The organism is Carboxylicivirga taeanensis (genome assembly GCF_051851475.1).
GTDB lineage: Bacteria > Bacteroidota > Bacteroidia > Bacteroidales > Marinilabiliaceae > Carboxylicivirga > Carboxylicivirga taeanensis.
The window spans coordinates 113,760-130,168 of record NZ_JBPUSJ010000003.1 but is presented as its reverse complement, the minus strand read 5'-3'; the positions used below and the strand labels follow the sequence as shown (position 1 = coordinate 130,168).

The following is a 16,409-nucleotide window of genomic DNA, read 5'->3' as shown; positions in this document are numbered from 1 at the left end:
AATACTGTTTGTTATCAAAGAATTACTGTCGCAGCGTTATAATTTAATATGGAATCAAAATTTCTGCAAGTATTCAAAAAAAGGCTGGCCAAATATGGCTTACCTTTTTGAATGAATATTAATAATGAATAGGGCATTTATGGTGGAAATTTGATTATGCCGCGTCCATTATTAAATCTGTATTTATCTTATTAGGTCATAATTCTTATATGTAAACAGACCATTTTTAAAGAATAGATTTTCAACAAAAGTGAGTAACCTGTATTTTAGTCTATTGTGCTTATGTTTTACTATGTCTTTAGTGGAATAGTTTAACATATCTTGCCAATTGAAGCGTTCTAGCATATGGTTCATTACTTTAGGGTGCGTTCCTTCAAATATTGGTACTTTTCCCAGTGCGCCATAATCAACAGTTGATATTACCTCCATTTCCTCTTCTTTTAGGTTGGTTTCCTGATAGCAGCTTTTAAAATGAGAAGTTTTTTTACCCATTAGCTTCGGCGGTCGCACCCATCCATAATGATAAACATTGGCATCTACTTTGGCTACCTTTAGTTTTCGAGAATCTTTTTTGATTAGGTACTTTTCTTTTGTGAAATTAGAAATTACTCTGAAGCTTTGTGCATCTCTCCATGAATGTATTTCCGGTTTATTACGAATAATTCTTATCTCATTGCGATACCAGGCGTGGTTGGAAGTAAATGCATGGTTATAGTCTCCCCAGAAATGGATGTATTTGAATAGTAAGCCTTCTACATCAGTGTCGTTTAAATGCTTATGGCAAGCCTCCTTAATGGTTTGGTGGTCTTTCTCATGGATAACTTCATCCGCTTGAAGGTAAAACAGCCAATCTCCTGTACAGTGCTCTTTAGCGACATCGGTTTGCTGAGCGAGGATGGACCCATGGGGGTATGTTTGAACATCCCAAACCGTGTTTACAACTTTAATTTTTGGACTATCAATTTCTTGAATCATTTGACGGGTTGTATCCTCTTCGTCGCAATCTCCAAGAGCTATCACAAACTCATCAACCAGTGGCAGTATTGATAGAACAGATTCTTTGAACGGGTAGTAAAGTTTACCCGCATTTTTAACCATTGTAAAGCCGCTTATTTTCATTACTTGCATTTTATAAATGGGGACTTGTAAGTGTATTGTATTAGTCTTGTATAAGACTTTTTTGCTTGAATAGTCTATTGATATAATATTTGTAAAATTTCTGCATTTGCCATGATAATATTCTAGTATAGCAATTTTGTCTTGATGAAATGGTACCAGTCTGCCTGCCATTGTGTGAACCTTGCTCTACAATAGGAGGATGCAGCCAATAGAGCTTTAATACATTGTTATTAATCAGTCGGTTGTGCCACCAATCAATCATTTCGTTACATTTATTGCGCTTTAAATCGTTAAGCGCATTTCTTGCTCCCTTAACATCAATAATGTAAGCACATGCCATTCTTCCCATATTTGCCCTGTAAAGGTGTTTGCCTTTCTTCATTTGAAAAAAGGATGGGAACTTCATTCTTGTGTTCTCCAAAGAAACAATAAATCCGGGTTCAAGCTTATCAAATTCTTTAGTGTGTTTATTCAACTTTTTTGTAAAGTTGCCGAGGAAAAAAGGGTCATCTTCAAAAATAAGTGCATACTTTTTATTCGTCGTCAAAAACTTTTCTAAAGCTAATAGGTGACTTACAGTGCATGCGACGCCACCTTTACGGAATTTCTCAACAATTTGCGGGTTACAGTATGTCGCGATCAATTCATTTAAATGCTCAGTACTCTCTTCGTGAACAAATTCAAATTCCAAATTATGTTTAGCAAAGAGTGATTTAACTCTATTTCCATGATGTTCATATCCATTAGGAGCATGAATAACGTAAATTTTACAATCGTCTATTAAAGCATTTGTGTTCATCCTTCTTAAAAATTATATATTTTGTCCTTTTGTTTACTACATTTCATTTTAAATATAATAAACCGAGACAGCTTGTGCGTTGAGAATTCAAAAAAAATTATGTGCGCTTGTTCTGTTCCACCGCACAAAAGTGTTGGAATTGTTGTTTTGTGTTAAATGCAAATCTACATTATAAGAACCCATTATATTTAATGAGAGCACTTAAGTATTTTTCCATGCCCTTCTCCAAAGATAGGAACTTGTTTTTATATCCTGCCGCTCGAAGCTTATTTGTGTCAGCTTTTGTAAATGCTTGATACTTACCTTTGAGGTGATCAGGAAAAGGGATTTGATTAATTTCACATTGGCCATAAATGTTGGCAAAAATGGATGCCATATCCATAAATGAACGTTCCTCTCCAGTTCCACAGTTGTATATGCCGCTCTTTTTGCTTTCAAGGAAGAAGAGAACCACCTTTACTACATCTTCAATAAAAATAAAGTCGCGCAGGAAGTGCTCACTGCCTTCAAACACTTTTATTTTTCCGCTTTCCTGTGCTTGGTTAAAAAAGTGAAAAGGAACTGAGGCCATGCTGCCTTTGTGGTTTTCCTGATAGCCATATACATTAAAGTATCGCAAGCCCACAACGGGTGAATCTTTCTCAAAGTTTACATTTTGACGAACGTAATTGTCAAAAATAAACTTTGAAAAGGCGTATCCATTTAAGGGGTACTCACAATCAGCCTTTTCTGAAAAGCCATTTTCTCCATTTCCATACACAGATGCACTGGATGCATAAATAAACGGCACTTTTTTATCTAGCGCATAATGAAGTAGTGTTTTAGAATATTCGTAATTATTCCGAATAAGATAATTGCCATCCAGTTCAGTTGTGGCAGAACAGGCCCCTTGGTGAATAATGGCTTCAACATTTTTTAAATCAGGGAGTAGCTTCAAAAAGTCCTGTTTGTTAATAAAGTCAGAAAACCTCAGTCTGTTCATGTTGAGGTATTTCTGTGTTTCACCCAGGTTATCAACAATGAGTATGTTATCAATCCCTTTATCGTTAAGACCCTTTACGATATTACTTCCTATAAATCCTGCACCACCGGTTACTATAATCATATGAGCTGTTTTTAAGCGTAAACAAGTTTATTGATACATTCTGTTTTAAGAGTTTCTTTATCAATTGCAATAATACTTGGGTGTTCGCACACCAAGCCTCCCGCCATATTGGCGATTTGGGCCAATACTTTTGGTGAGCAGCCAGCTGCTAAGCACAATGCTGAAAGGCTAATTACTGTATCGCCTGCCCCTGAGACGTCTGCAATTTCTCTTACTTCTGCCGTAATAAAATGGTGCTCATCAGGTGTAACTATCATTACTCCTTTTTCAGCCATGGTAACCATGATACACGCCATCTCTTTATCGCGAATATACTCTTGTGATTTATTCAAGAGCAACTGATTACTAAGAGGTTCATCTATGAGGTTAAGCCCTTCTCTAAACTCTCTCAGGTTGGGTTTAAAAAATGCAATATTCTGATAGTGTTCAAAGTTCCTTTTTTTGGGGTCAGTTAAAATTGGCACTTTGCATTGTTTTGCAACTGTTGTTATTGATTGGATAAGTTTGGGCGTAATTACACCTTTGTCGTAATCCTCAAATATAATGGCATTTATGGTATTCGTGTTAATATAGTTGCAGATGCGTGAAATAAGCAATTGTTCAAGTTCCGAATTCACCTCCGAAAGTTCTTCACTATCTAACCGAATCAGATGGTGAAAATCACTTTGAATACGTGTTTTTACCGTTGTTTTTCTGCTTTTGTCTTGTATAATTCCTTCGTGGGTAAGATCACTGTCTTTTAATAATTGGATAAATGTTTCGCCACCAGAATCGCAGCCTATCGCAGAACATAAAATCGGATTCGCCCCCAACGACTTTAGGTTGAGAGCAACATTAGCTGCCCCTCCAAGCTTTTCTTTCTGATCCGTGATAGCAACAATAGGTACCGGTGCTTCTGGTGATATGCGATTAACCTTTCCCCGAATGTATGTGTCTATCATGACGTCTCCAATAACTAATACGTTCATAGTATTGAAGGAATCAAACAGATCAGATATATTTTTCGAATTCATTTTTTTTTGCGAAGATAATAATAACCTGAATGGATATAAATTATTACAAGCATAATAATGGATTAGCCAATGTATGAGCTAGTTGAATTGCTTTTGAATTACTTGCTTATAAACATCTGTATGCCAATACTCTATTTATTTGGGTATCTTACCTTTGTTGCACGCCTGTTTCTCTGGCTCATAACGGCGTAAACATATTATACGGGAATAATTTATTACTTTTACCACCTCATAATGCATTTTAAAGCTATGGAGAGGGATTGTAATAAGGCATTTTTAATTATTCAAACAGCGTTTATTGGAGATGTAATTTTGGCACTGCCCGTTGCTTCAAAATTAAAACGATTTTATCCTGAGGCAACGGTGGATATTATTGTACGCAAAGGGAATGAAGGGTTACTGCAAAATAATCCGAATATCAACAGAGTTATCATTCTTGACAAAAGCCAAAAGTATAAGAACACTTTTAAGCTTATACAGCAAATTCGTAAAAACAAGTATGACACGGTTGTAAATATTCAACGCTATCTTACAACAGGTATCATCACTGCTTTTTCCGGTGCAAAAAATACAATTGGCTTTAATAAGAACCCACTTTCATTTTTATTTACGAAGCAAGTACCACATACGATGGACGTGCGGAAGGATGGAAAACATGAGGTGGAGCGTAATTTGTCGCTTATTGAATCCTTGACAGATGCTTCTTTTGAAATGCCAGTCATGTACCCAACAGCACAAGACTTTACTAAGGTTAAACAGGATAAACCATATTACTGCCTTTCTCCAAGTTCGGTGTGGTTTACCAAGCAGTACCCTGTTAAGAGGTGGATTGAACTAATGAACCACTTCCCAAAAGATAGAAGGCTTATTTTAGTTGGAGGGCCCGGAGATAGAGAGAGTAATCAGAACATTCTTGAAGCCACCTGTCATCCTGATGTAGTGAATATGGCTGGTCACCTTTCGTTTAATGAGTCTGCAGCCTTAATGAAAAAGGCTGTTATGAATTTCGTAAACGACTCAGCGCCATTGCACATGTGCTCCGCTGTTAATGCGCCTGTAAGGGCGCTGTTTTGTTCCACTGTCCCGGCATTTGGGTACACACCATTATCTGATGATTCGAAGGTGTTAGAAGTAGACATTAATTTGGCTTGCCGTCCCTGTGGCTTGCATGGGAAAAGACAGTGTCCCGAGAAACATTTTAAATGCGGGGATATCCCTGTTGATCACATTTTAGAGAGTATAAAAGGAAGGTAGTTCTTTCAGTTCCTTTTATGGTTTTAAATTAAAAAGTTATCTTCGGGTCATATTATGTAAACTTCATAGGCTGGATCTATAATTCATTTTTAAACTATTAAACTATTTAATGAGGCTTTTATTTATTAATTCTATTGGTAAGAACAAGTGGGGTGGTGGCGAGAAATGGATGGTTTTGGCCGCAAAAGAATTAATGGAAAAGGGGCATCATGTTCTTGTTGGATGTCGTAAACATTCGGTCCTTGAAAGGAGAGCCAAGCAGTTTGGTGTAAAAGTTGTTAACTTTAATATATACACCGATGTCAGTTTGTTGGGGGCGATGCAAATAAACAAGGTTGTTAAGCAGGAAAAGATAGAGTTAATCATTGGTTGTCAGAATAAGGATGTGCGTGTTGCCGGGCTTCTGTCAAAGCTGATTGGCGGGCCCTTGGTTATTAGCCGGCAGGGGGTGCAGTTGCTGAGAAAGTCTGTAAAGTACAAATGGAGTTTTGCCCCGCTTTGCGATGGAATTATTACCAATACGCAATCGATAAAAAAGGAATATGACAGTTTTGGCTGGTGGGATGATGACTATGTAAAAGTAATTCATAATGGTATTCCTTTCGTAGAAGATAATGTGGAACCTTTTGATCTAAAGTCGGTTTTTGCTTTTGAACGCAAGGATGTTCGCGTTGTTTTGTCAACAGGCCGTTTAGCCAGTCAAAAAGGATTTGAGTTTTTGATTGAGGCAGCTAAAAAAGTGGTTGCTGAAACTAAGCATGTGCACTTCATTATTGCAGGAACGGGAAAGCTTGAAGGCGCCCTTAAGCGACAGGTTGTTCAGGCTGGATTGACAGATAATGTTCACCTTATTGGGTTTCAGTCTAATGTGCAATCCTTATTAATGGTGGCTGATATTTTTGTTTTGCCATCCTTATATGAAGGGATGCCTAACTCCCTTATGGAGGCACTCGCCAGTGGAGTTCCGTCAATCAGCACTGACGTTAATGGAGTAGCTGAGTTAATGATCGATAAGGAGCATGGCTACATAATTCCTTCCGGCGATGCACAGCACCTGGCAGTTGCTATCTCAAAATTATTAGCAGATGATGAGCTGGCTGATAAAGGAAACCGCGCCAAGGAGCATGTTCGAAACAAATTTTCTGTAGAAAATATGGCTGTTAATTTGGAGCTACACCTTCAATCTCTTATTGATAAGCGGAAGTAATCTTTAGGCTTTTTGTACTTCATTTTAGCGTTTCAGGATTACAATTACAATCATCTGCTTATTTTTGCAGATTCAAATCAGGTAATACAAAAATGATGTATAATGGTTAGACAATATATTTCTAAAATAGTTAGGCTTTTTGCATTCTGGATGGTACTGTTCACAGTACTGAGGGGCCTGTTTGTGCTGTTTAATTATAGCTATGCACATGAGGCGCCTGCCACAAGTATTCTTCAAGCCTTTTTAATAGGTTTAAGGCTGGATAGCTCATTCACCGGCTATTTAGTTGCTTTGGCAGTGCTAAGTCAGATACTTTCGTTACTCCTTACACAGCGGTATTGCTTTAAATGTATTGATTACCTTTCAATGCCACTCATTGGCTTTGTTTCAATCATGTTGCTTTCTGATATTAATCTGTTTTCTTATTGGGGGCGTCACATTGATTTGGAAGCCCTGGGCTTTTTAAAAACACCGGATATTATTATGGCCTCTCTTAAGTGGTACGAGGTGGCTCTGTTCTGTTTGGTTGTATTAGCAGTGGTTAGTGGGTTTGTAATGTTGTATCGATATTTTGTAAGGACGAAGCCGCAGGGAGAGAGTGTAAATTCATTATCGTTGAAAAAGCTAGTTGTCAGCTTGCCTATTGTGCTGTTTACCGGCGCGTTTTTAATTGTGCCCATTCGCGGAAGCTTTGGTGTCGCCCCTATTAACACCGGAGTGGCCTACTTCTCTTCTCATGGTTTCGCGAATCAAACCGCCATTAATCCCCTGTGGAATCTGGCTTACTCCTTGAAACGAGTCGATGCCACCAAAATAGAGTATTACTACATGCCCGACGATAAGGCCAATGAAGTATTTAATAAGATGATGCAGGAGTCGGGACAATATCCCTCTCTGCTTAACGATGAACAGCCAAATGTTGTGGTCATTCTTTTGGAAAGCTTCGCAGCACACGTAATTGAATCTTTGGGAGGTGCTCCAGTTACTCCGCAGTTTAATGACTTGGTGTCGCAAGGGGTGCTGTTTACTGATATTTACGCAGCGGCTAACCGCTCCGATAAAGGCTTGGTAGCTGCTTTGGCCGGCTATCAGGTGCTGCCATCCTATTCGATTATTCGATTTCCAGAAAAAACCAGTTCTCTGCCATTTTTGCCCCAAAAGCTAAAGCAGGCAGGTTATAACGACCTTTCGTACCTTTATGGAGGCGATATAAAGTTTAAAAACATGAACTCCTTTGTGAAACAGGCCGGGTTCGATGAGGTGATTTCAATCGATGATTTTCCGATGGAGTATCAGGGAAAGAAATGGGGCGTGCACGATCAGTATGTATTCGATCGCTTATTGGACGAAATGGAGACATCCAAAGCTCCTTATTTCAAGTTTTTCTTCACTTTAAGCAGCCATGAGCCGTTTTTAGTGCCAATGGAACGTAAGCATAAAGATGACTACCATAACTCGATTGCCTACACCGATCAGTGCCTGGGACAGTTTTTTGATGAGGTGAAGCAACGAGGACTCTGGGATAATACCCTTTTTATACTGATAGCCGATCATGGTGTTTCAGGGCCTCAAAAGTTAAGTGTTGAGCAGCCAAACTTTTTCCATATTCCTATGTTATGGACAGGGGGAGCTTTGGCTGTGAAGGACACCACTATCAATAAAATAGGCTCACAAACCGATATGGCAAAGACCTTATTGAGCCAGCTAAATATTAAGGCTGAGGATATGCTTTTTAGTAAAAACATCCTGGATGAAGCCAGTCATTCTTTTGCCTTTTATGTTATTCCATCGCACGGCATGGCATTGGTGGAAGAGGACAAATATCAGGCTTATGATAACAGTCTTAAAAAGTTTGTGCGGACAGATGGATTAACATCTGAGGCGGACAGTTTAAAGGCAAAAGCCTACTTGCAGGTATTATATAACGATTCGAAAAACAGGTAAGACAATGAAGAGAGGTGATTTTGAAATTATGGCTCCCGTAGGCTCATACGAGTCTTTGAGGGCTGCTATACAAGGTGGGGCAGACTCGGTATATTTTGGCATTGAACAGCTCAATATGCGTTCGCGGTCGTCCAATAATTTCTCTAATGATGATTTGCGCGAAATAGTGAAAATCGCCAAGGAGCACAACATTAAAACTTACCTGACGGTTAATGTGGTTATCTTTAATGAAGAATTAGATACCATGCGTGAGATCATCGATGTGGCCAAAGAAGTAGGTGTTACAGCTGTGATTGCATCCGACCAGGCCGCCATTAACTATGCGCACAATAAAGGGGTTGAGGTACACATTTCAACTCAGGTTAATATTTCAAATGTTGAAACGCTCAAGTTCTACAGTCATTTTGCCGATGTAGTTGTGCTTGCGCGCGAGTTGAATATGAACCAGGTGAAAGCCATTCACCAGGTAATTGTAGATGAAGATATCAGAGGGCCTAAAGGAGAGCTGATACAAATTGAGATGTTTGCTCATGGAGCCTTATGCATGGCTACTTCGGGTAAATGTTACATTAGCCTGCATCAATTAAATGCTTCAGCGAACCGGGGCGGATGTTTACAACCATGTCGTCGTGGTTATACTGTTACTGAAAAGGAGTCGGGCCGACAAATGGAGTTGGAGAACGATTACATTATGTCACCTAAGGACTTGAAGACCATTCACTTTTTAAATAAGATGATGGACGCCGGCGTGCGTGTTTTCAAGATTGAAGGCCGGGCCCGCTCAGCGGAGTATGTCAAAACGGTTTGCGAATGCTATAACGAGGCTATCGAAGCGGTAATTGATGGCAGTTACAATGATGAGAAGATAAAAAACTGGGATGAGCGCCTGTCGGAAGTGTTTAACCGTGGCTTTTGGGACGGCTATTATTTGGGACAGAAGCTCGGCGAATGGAGTCATAATTATGGGTCAAGAGCTACCAAAAAGAAGATATACATTGGCAAAGGCATGAACTATTTCCCTAAGCTAAAAGTTGCCGAATTTTTAATGGAGACTCAATCCTTAAAAGTAGGCGATGAGGTGCTGATTACCGGGCCAACAACAGGCGTTATCCAGATGACTGTACCTGAAATGCGGGTCGATCTCAAAGAGGTAGATGAAACGGTAAAAGGAGAGCGTTTTAGTATGGTTGTAGAGCAAAAAGTAAGACGTTCGGATAAGCTCTATAAAATTGTTAACGCCAAAACAGACGACTTGCAAAAGTAGCAGAACAGGCAAAATATTGTAATCATGGAAAAACAGGGGAATCTCATAAAAATGAAAACCACCTTATCAGATGGTAAGGTGGAGTATCAGCTGGTGTTAAACAATGAGTTGGTAAATATGAATCAGTTTGTGGGTAAACCCATCGAATTGAACTATCAAAATCAGATCAATTGCATTGCTTGTGGTAAAATTACCTCAAAGTCTTTCTCTCAGGGATTTTGTTATAGCTGCTTTCAAACGGCTCCCGAAACAGAGGAATGTGTGCTGAGACCAGAAACCTGCAGAGCGCATTTGGGCGAAGCACGGGATATCGAGTTTGCCCAGTCACACTGCCTTATTCCCCATTATGTGTATCTGGCTGTTGCCTCTGGCATTAAGGTGGGTATCACACGGCATACCCAAATTCCTACGCGTTGGATCGATCAGGGGGCTTCTAAAGCCATCTTACTTGCTAAAGTGCCCAACCGGCACATTGCCGGGGTGATGGAAGTGTTTTTGAAGCAAGAATTCTCGGATAAGACTAACTGGCGAAGCATGCTTAAGAATGAGCTGGCCGATGCGATTGACATCGTGGCCGAAAAGCAAAAAGCAATTATCCTTTTACCCCAAGAGCTGAAGCAGTACACGCTTGACGATACGACTGTGTGGGAGTTCGACTATCCGGTTAATACTTTTCCTACAAAGCCACAGTCGCTAACTTTTGATAAGCAAGCAAAGGTGAGTGGTATTTTAAACGGTATTAAGGGCCAATACCTGCTTTTAGATAACGACCGCGTTTTAAATGTTCGTAAACACAATGGTTATCTAATAAGTCTTCGGGCTGACTAATTGTGCTGTTTTTTTTTGGCACCAACCGCTAATTCGCTCGAATAATCGTCTTATGCTTAGTGTCAGGTGCTTTATTGCACCACCAACTCGTCAATAAACGTCCACGAAGGGTTGCCACTGCCGCTGTGCGATGGCGGCAGCACGCCACCATTGTACACCGATACTTTCACATATCTTGCCCTTACCTTTAGCGGGACGCGAATTAGCAGGCGGCGGTAGTTGGATTCTTCAAACAGAGGCTGCTGCTCCCAGCCAGTTGCTTTTTTGTAATTAATTCCATCGTTAGATGTTTTAATTTCCACTTTTGAAGGGGCTACAATCCACATGGATGGTTGCGACAGACACGAAATATACACTTCATCGAGGTCTGTTGGCTTGTCAAAATCCAGAATAAAATCATTATCAGTGCCATTAAAGCCACACCAAGAGCCGTTATCCAGCTTGGCCATGTTTCCATGTTTATTATCAAACAAGGCTGTGTATTTTTCAGAGTAGTATTTAGGGTCAGCGTCAGGAACCACTTCCTGTAAACGTGCGCTGGTGTGTTTCCTTTTTACTAGCGAGGCTGTTGTAACGGGCGATGGATACATGTCGCCAACGTAGGCTCTGGCCATAACCGAACCGCTTTCCTTTAAAGTAATAGGTTTGCGATAGATGAAAGCAGTGCTGTCGGGTTGTTGTTGGTTGAGTGTATAAAAAATGGTGGCGTTTTGTCCTTGTGGCTTAATATTAATCACTGTTGAATCAAAAAAGCAGAACTGATCAAATTCAATGGTTGGCGGTAGGGCATTTTGCATGAGTTTTTTTGCTTCGCCTTGTGCTTCTTTTTTATTCATTCTGAATGAAAGATGTGCCATGATGGGGTAATGGTCAGATATATACATATCCTCCTTTACAACATGAAAGGTTTCAAAATCCAGAACATGGAAATAGCCATTCACAAAAATATGGTCAATTATAATTTTAGGAGTTTCCTCACTGAAACCATTAAAGGTATGAAAATCTTTATTGGCATTATTAACAGCAAGCGTTCTGCTGTCCCAAAGCTGCCAGTAATTCGTCCAATTACTGGTGAGGGTGGTATACATGCGCTCGCTGGGTTCCGCATTGAAATCGCCGCTTAACACCACGGGTGCTTCTCCAGCAATGGTCTTGATTTTATTCAGGAGCAATATGGCACTTTCGTTTCGTGCGTAGTCACTAACATGGCTAAAGTGGGTGTTAAAAACGTAAAAAATATAGCCATTGCTTCGCTCTTTGAGCTGAAGCCAGGTGACGATGCGGGGTAAGGCTGCTCCCCAGCTCTTACTGCCCGCTTTTTCCGGTGTTTCTGATAACCAAAAGTGGGATGATGCCAGGAGCTCATACTTCTCCTTAAGGTAAAACACCGGAACATATTCTCCTGCTTCTTTGCCATCGTTACGTCCTGCTCCAACATGGCCATAGTCAGCCAGGTTATCCTGCAGCTGATCGAGCTGATGTTTTAACACTTCCTGAAACCCGATAATATCAGGCTGCTGTTTTTTAATAAAATCAAATACCATGGTTTTACGGTTCGACCAGGCATTTGCCCCATCAGATGGATTGTCGTACCGAACATTAAAGCTCATTACTTTTAACGATCGATCTGTTTCGGTACAGAAATAAAGGAACCCTCCGATGGTTACAACGCACAATATTATCAGGCTTCGAATTGTCATTAATACTATTGTTTGGGTAAAGACCCTAGTTTATACTTAATGTGTCCCATCTTTATTAAATCCTGATGACTGATAAAATAGCGATTATATGGGCTATGATTTACTTCAATGTTTTTGATGTAGATGTCGTTTCTGGATTTCCGATCGGCTTCAATAACAATTTTATCCTGGCCGTACACCGCCTGATTGAGATGAATGGTTACCTTGTCAAATACCGGGCTCGATAGGGTGTAGTTCATATCACCTGGGCACACCGGGTAGATACCCATCATGCTATAAATAAGCCAGGCCGAGAGTGTTCCGGTGTCATCATTTCCAGGCAGGCCATCTGGGGCATTTTTGTAGTAGCGGCGCAAGCAATCGTGTACTTGTTTTTGAGTGCGCCACTCTTCTCCATTGGCATAGTTGAACAAATACGGATAGCCCATATCAGGCTCATTGCTCATGTCAAACAGACTGTCTTTAAAACACTTGTTTAGCTGATGTACAAACTTATTTTTGCCTCCCATCAGGCGCATCAGGCCTTTAACATCATGAGGTACGGCAAAAGAATATTGCCAGGATGTTCCTTCATGAAACCCGTGAACCGGTTTGAAGTTTTCACCTTGTCGCGGGTCAAAGCCTTCCATAAATTTGCCTTCTTTGGTCACTGGGCGAAGTAGCTTGTAATGCTTATCAAAATACTTTCGATAGCCTAGTGAGCGCTGCATGGCTTTTTTATAGGTGGTTTTATCACCGAGCTCATTGGCCATAAGGGCTAGGTTGTAATCTGCAACATACAGCTCTAAAGCCTGCGATACTGAATTATCATAGTCTTTGGTGAAAGGAATGTAATGATTCTCCAGATAGAAATCGTTATCGTGGCGGATGAAGTGATCGTCTATGGTATTCGCGTGTTTCAGCATCGCTTCGTACGCCGTTTCAACGTCAAAGTCAGTCAGACCACGGCGGTAGGTATCGGTAATAACGATAAGTGCCGGATCGCCTTCCATCACATGTGATTCCCGGCCGTATATTTCCCACTTGGGCAGCCAGCCGCTTTCTTTGTACATTTCAATCATGTTTCGAACCATATCCAGTTGTTTGTCCGGATATAATAGCGACATCAGTGGGTGTACAGTTCGGTAAGTATCCCATAACGAGTATACCGTGTAACGGTTTTGATCATCGGTGCTCAAAATGGCATCTGACTCCATGGCAGGGTATTGGCCATTTACATCCTGAAGAATATTGGGGTGGAGATTCAAGTGGTACAGTGCCGTGTAAAACTGAACTTTTTCATCTTGAGTGCCCCCTTCAACTTCAATAACCTTTAACTCATCATTCCAGGTGTTATAGGCCTGCTGCATAATTTGCTCAAATGAAAGGTTGGTTTGCTCAGCATCCAAATTTTCCCGTGCATTTTCAATGCTGACATAGCTTACGCCAACCTGCACTTCTACTTGTTCATTTTCTTCCGCATCAAACGAGAACCAGGTTCCTATTTTTTCGCCTGAAAGTTCTTTGTTATATCGTGTGTATAGCTTGTAGGTATCGCTGGTTGAACTCCAGTTGTGTCTTGCTCCCGGCAGTTTGTTCTGAAATTTCCAGTAGCCACTTTGCATATTATCACGCTTAATACGCACCACAAAATACACCGGCATTACCGATTGTGGACTATAGCAGAAAGTACCCATTAATTTATAGCCTTCAATTTCGTTCTCTGAAACACGCTTAATATGGGCGCCCGATTCGTTGGTAAGGCCATGCCCCAAATCAATTAGTAGGTTGGCTTTGCCTTTTGGAAAGGTGAAACGGCTGATGCCGGAACGCATGGTGGCGGTTACTTCTGCAAGAATATTGTATCGATTGAGTTTGGCGGTGTAATAGCCTGGTTTTGCTTTCTGCCCGGAGAGCGTGGTGCCGTATTCGTTGACATCGACATTGAGCTCGCCAGTGGTCGGCATAACTATTATACTTCCTAAATCGGGACAGCCAACGCCACTCAAGTTAACATGAGTGAAACCGGTCATCCATTCGTTGTTATAAACATATGGATTACTACACCAACTGTCGGTATTGGAATATTCATTGCCCTTGTGCGGACTAACATTAAACGGCACAACAGAGACCATGCCATGAGGCATGACTGCACCAGGATAAGTAGCCCCGTAGTTCGTAGTTCCGATAAACGGATTTACATAACTGGCGGGCTCTTGGGCACCCAATAAAAGGGTGCACATAATCATCATCGAAAGGAGTGCAAATTTCTTCATATCATCGCTTTGGATGCAAAATAAAGGTATAATCTTATTCACCCAAACGCACCTGTTTTTAGATAGAAGGGGGTAATGTTTTGATTATTAATCAAATATTAGGGATGAGTGGTGGTTTATCAGAATGTGTTTACCCTTTTATTGTACATTAATACGACAAAATGGATGGCCTGAGGCAGCATCCTCTCTACAGGTTTTGCTTATTAATATTATCTGTTTTTGGCAATTAGCGCGGCCACTACCGCCGCCCGAAGGCCGCCATCAATGTTTACAACGGTGAGGTTTGGGGCACAACTGGCCAGCATGCTGGTTAAGGCTGCTTCTTTGGCACGGAAGCCATAACCGACTGATGTTGGCACTCCAATAACAGGCAATGGAACCAGAGAGGCTACAAAAGGGGCTAGGGCACCTTCCATGCCTGCTACAACAATAACCGCTGCAACATCTTGTTCTATTCCATTTTTGATGGCCTCCAAAACGCGGGTAGGGTGAGCAATTCCACGGTCTTCATAAACCAGGGGTTCTACACCTACAGCTTTTAATATGACTTCGCACTCATAGGTGACCGGATGATCGGCAGAACCAGCACTGATAACCAGTACTTTCCCTTTTGGGGCCGGCATCTCACCAATTACTGTGGCATTTACCGACCACAGTACCGGAAATTGTGCCTTAAAATGTTCATTTAATTCTTTGTAAAACGGACTTCGAGAGACCACTACACGAGGGTGTTGTTCAAGCAGCCGTGCTGCTAATTCAAGGGTTTGCTCAAGGGTTTTGTATTCGCCATAAATAATTTCCGGGATATTGGTGCGCATGCCCCTATTAACATCCAGGATGTAACGGCTGGCTGTTTCCATCCAGTCGAGAGAGAAATGGCGCTGTGCCTCTTCTTTTGTAATTTTTCCTTGTTGTATCTGGTTGAAAAGCTCGTCAAAGGTCATGCTAATTGGTTATTTGCTGATTTGATTAATCGTTAGTTTGCTGTTTGTTAATTTTTTGTTTTTTATTCTCCGGCTCTCAATTCTCTCCCTCTTTTTTTATTCGCTTATCGTATTCATTGGGGCGCGAGCGTTTCACATCAATAGTGACGAAAAGGGATACCTTATTGCCTATTTCAAAAAGCTCTTCCCTGACTTTTTCCTCCACTATAAGTGCAAAGCTTTCTGGCTTTGAAAGTTCGATGCGCATATGGTCGGCATCGTCGATGCGGCATCGCACGTGAAAATCACCTGTTTTATCAATGATGTAATTCTCCACTTCATAAATCGCCTTGATGCGTTCAGGTGTCAGTAAGTGGTTGTAATTGATGCGTGTGGCCAGACAGCTTTCGTGTTCGGCAAATAATGGATCGGCACCAAACGCCATGGCTATGTCTTTGGTTTCCCAGGAGGTGATGCCCAGTTCGGCAAGTGGCGATTGAACTTTGTATTCATCCAGCGCTTGTTTGCCTGGGCGGTAATTCCCCAGGTCGCTGGCCGTCGTGCCGTCGTATATTGGTTGCCCATCTTTTGGAACTAAGGAAAGGATATGGCTTTTGCAATGGTAGCAGCGGCGTTCCGGGTTGGCAACGACCATTTCGCCTGGTGTTACTTCAATAATCTTTAAGTCAGATGCTCCTAAATTACGGGCCTGTATAAGCATATCGTTAGCTTTGGCCCGGTTGAAACCATTATTTACCCAGATGGGTTGGATACTGGCACCCGCTTTCATGGCCGCTCCTAAAACGGCACTGCTGTCAAACCCGCCAGAAAAAAGCAGGTAGCCTTTTGTATGTTTTTTAAACCAGTTAATTAACGCCTCTTGTTTTTCCATCGATTCAAAATTTGTTTCAAGATATAGAAAAATGCTGTTATCGTGAGGTATAAAGCTACATTAACTAAAAATGGGCTATTTCATAAAAATTGAAATAGCCCTTCAA

At 41.0% G+C, this 16,409-nt stretch carries 13 protein-coding genes; 5 read left to right on the top strand and 8 right to left on the bottom strand.

Going from position 1 to position 16,409, the window contains the following annotated elements; translation table 11 throughout:
* Nucleotides 1-183: 183 nt before the first annotated feature.
* The 4 genes from ACSX1H_RS05885 to ACSX1H_RS05870 form a co-directional block, all read right to left on the bottom strand.
* Nucleotides 184-1,119 carry a glycosyltransferase family protein gene (locus tag ACSX1H_RS05885; protein WP_439182881.1) on the bottom strand — a complete coding sequence of 312 codons (936 nt, stop codon included), beginning with the start codon at nucleotides 1,117-1,119 and terminating at the stop codon, nucleotides 184-186.
* Nucleotides 1,120-1,159: 40 nt separating this feature from the next.
* Entirely contained in the window at nucleotides 1,160-1,918 is a 759-nt protein-coding gene (locus ACSX1H_RS05880; protein WP_439182879.1) for a glycosyltransferase family 25 protein, read from the bottom strand.
* 169 nt (nucleotides 1,919-2,087) lie between these two features.
* Nucleotides 2,088-3,023 carry an ADP-glyceromanno-heptose 6-epimerase gene (rfaD, locus tag ACSX1H_RS05875; RefSeq protein ID WP_439182877.1) on the bottom strand — a complete coding sequence of 312 codons (936 nt, stop codon included), beginning with the start codon at nucleotides 3,021-3,023 and terminating at the stop codon, nucleotides 2,088-2,090.
* A gap of 11 nt (nucleotides 3,024-3,034) precedes the next feature.
* Nucleotides 3,035-4,036: a bifunctional heptose 7-phosphate kinase/heptose 1-phosphate adenyltransferase gene (locus tag ACSX1H_RS05870; RefSeq protein WP_439182876.1), complete on the bottom strand. Its 1,002-nt coding sequence runs from the start codon at nucleotides 4,034-4,036 to the stop codon at nucleotides 3,035-3,037.
* A 234-nt stretch (nucleotides 4,037-4,270) separates the two neighbouring features.
* On the opposite strand from ACSX1H_RS05870, the gene ACSX1H_RS05865 reads away from it, so the two are divergent.
* The 5 genes from ACSX1H_RS05865 to ACSX1H_RS05845 all read left to right on the top strand — a co-directional run bounded on the left by ACSX1H_RS05865 (nucleotide 4,271) and on the right by ACSX1H_RS05845 (nucleotide 10,533).
* A complete protein-coding gene (locus ACSX1H_RS05865; RefSeq protein ID WP_439182874.1) occupies nucleotides 4,271-5,290 on the top strand; it encodes a glycosyltransferase family 9 protein in 1,020 nt (339 codons plus the stop codon).
* A 109-nt stretch (nucleotides 5,291-5,399) separates the two neighbouring features.
* Nucleotides 5,400-6,497 carry a glycosyltransferase gene (locus ACSX1H_RS05860; RefSeq protein ID WP_439182873.1) on the top strand — a complete coding sequence of 366 codons (1,098 nt, stop codon included), beginning with the start codon at nucleotides 5,400-5,402 and terminating at the stop codon, nucleotides 6,495-6,497.
* A gap of 102 nt (nucleotides 6,498-6,599) precedes the next feature.
* Complete coding sequence (locus ACSX1H_RS05855) at nucleotides 6,600-8,441, top strand: LTA synthase family protein (protein ID WP_439182872.1); 1,842 nt, start codon at nucleotides 6,600-6,602, stop codon at nucleotides 8,439-8,441.
* Nucleotides 8,442-8,445: 4 nt separating this feature from the next.
* Nucleotides 8,446-9,705, top strand: a complete 1,260-nt coding sequence (locus ACSX1H_RS05850; protein ID WP_439182871.1) for a peptidase U32 family protein — start codon at nucleotides 8,446-8,448, stop codon at nucleotides 9,703-9,705.
* 24 nt (nucleotides 9,706-9,729) lie between these two features.
* Nucleotides 9,730-10,533, top strand: coding sequence for a DUF2797 domain-containing protein (locus ACSX1H_RS05845; RefSeq protein WP_439182870.1), 804 nt, complete (start codon nucleotides 9,730-9,732; stop codon nucleotides 10,531-10,533).
* A 71-nt stretch (nucleotides 10,534-10,604) separates the two neighbouring features.
* On the opposite strand, the gene ACSX1H_RS05840 is transcribed toward ACSX1H_RS05845, so the two are convergent.
* From ACSX1H_RS05840 to ACSX1H_RS05825, 4 genes are all read right to left on the bottom strand, one after another.
* Nucleotides 10,605-12,233 (bottom strand): endonuclease/exonuclease/phosphatase family protein, encoded by a 1,629-nt coding sequence (locus ACSX1H_RS05840; RefSeq protein WP_439182869.1) that lies wholly within the window; start codon nucleotides 12,231-12,233, stop codon nucleotides 10,605-10,607.
* Nucleotides 12,234-12,238: 5 nt separating this feature from the next.
* The gene (locus ACSX1H_RS05835) at nucleotides 12,239-14,488 is read right to left on the bottom strand and encodes a GH92 family glycosyl hydrolase (protein WP_439182868.1); all 2,250 of its coding nucleotides are present in this window, start codon (nucleotides 14,486-14,488) and stop codon (nucleotides 12,239-12,241) included.
* A gap of 209 nt (nucleotides 14,489-14,697) precedes the next feature.
* Nucleotides 14,698-15,432 carry a nickel pincer cofactor biosynthesis protein LarB gene (larB, locus tag ACSX1H_RS05830; protein WP_439182867.1) on the bottom strand — a complete coding sequence of 245 codons (735 nt, stop codon included), beginning with the start codon at nucleotides 15,430-15,432 and terminating at the stop codon, nucleotides 14,698-14,700.
* Nucleotides 15,433-15,508: 76 nt separating this feature from the next.
* The gene (locus tag ACSX1H_RS05825; RefSeq protein ID WP_439182866.1) at nucleotides 15,509-16,303 is read right to left on the bottom strand and encodes an adenine nucleotide alpha-hydrolase family protein; all 795 of its coding nucleotides are present in this window, start codon (nucleotides 16,301-16,303) and stop codon (nucleotides 15,509-15,511) included.
* Nucleotides 16,304-16,409: the final 106 nt, after the last annotated feature.

Bases quoted from the DNA above. Each gene is read 5' to 3' on its own strand.
- ACSX1H_RS05885 (WP_439182881.1), bottom strand. From the start codon at position 1,119: ATGAAAATAAGCGGCTTTACAATGGTTAAAAATGCGGGTAAACTTTAC.
- ACSX1H_RS05880 (WP_439182879.1), bottom strand. From the start codon at position 1,918: ATGAACACAAATGCTTTAATAGACGATTGTAAAATTTACGTTATTCAT.
- rfaD (WP_439182877.1), bottom strand. From the start codon at position 3,023: ATGATTATAGTAACCGGTGGTGCAGGATTTATAGGAAGTAATATCGTA.
- ACSX1H_RS05870 (WP_439182876.1), bottom strand. From the start codon at position 4,036: ATGAATTCGAAAAATATATCTGATCTGTTTGATTCCTTCAATACTATG.
- ACSX1H_RS05865 (WP_439182874.1), top strand. From the start codon at position 4,271: ATGCATTTTAAAGCTATGGAGAGGGATTGTAATAAGGCATTTTTAATT.
- ACSX1H_RS05860 (WP_439182873.1), top strand. From the start codon at position 5,400: ATGAGGCTTTTATTTATTAATTCTATTGGTAAGAACAAGTGGGGTGGT.
- ACSX1H_RS05855 (WP_439182872.1), top strand. From the start codon at position 6,600: ATGGTTAGACAATATATTTCTAAAATAGTTAGGCTTTTTGCATTCTGG.
- ACSX1H_RS05850 (WP_439182871.1), top strand. From the start codon at position 8,446: ATGAAGAGAGGTGATTTTGAAATTATGGCTCCCGTAGGCTCATACGAG.
- ACSX1H_RS05845 (WP_439182870.1), top strand. From the start codon at position 9,730: ATGGAAAAACAGGGGAATCTCATAAAAATGAAAACCACCTTATCAGAT.
- ACSX1H_RS05840 (WP_439182869.1), bottom strand. From the start codon at position 12,233: ATGACAATTCGAAGCCTGATAATATTGTGCGTTGTAACCATCGGAGGG.
- ACSX1H_RS05835 (WP_439182868.1), bottom strand. From the start codon at position 14,488: ATGAAGAAATTTGCACTCCTTTCGATGATGATTATGTGCACCCTTTTA.
- larB (WP_439182867.1), bottom strand. From the start codon at position 15,432: ATGACCTTTGACGAGCTTTTCAACCAGATACAACAAGGAAAAATTACA.
- ACSX1H_RS05825 (WP_439182866.1), bottom strand. From the start codon at position 16,303: ATGGAAAAACAAGAGGCGTTAATTAACTGGTTTAAAAAACATACAAAA.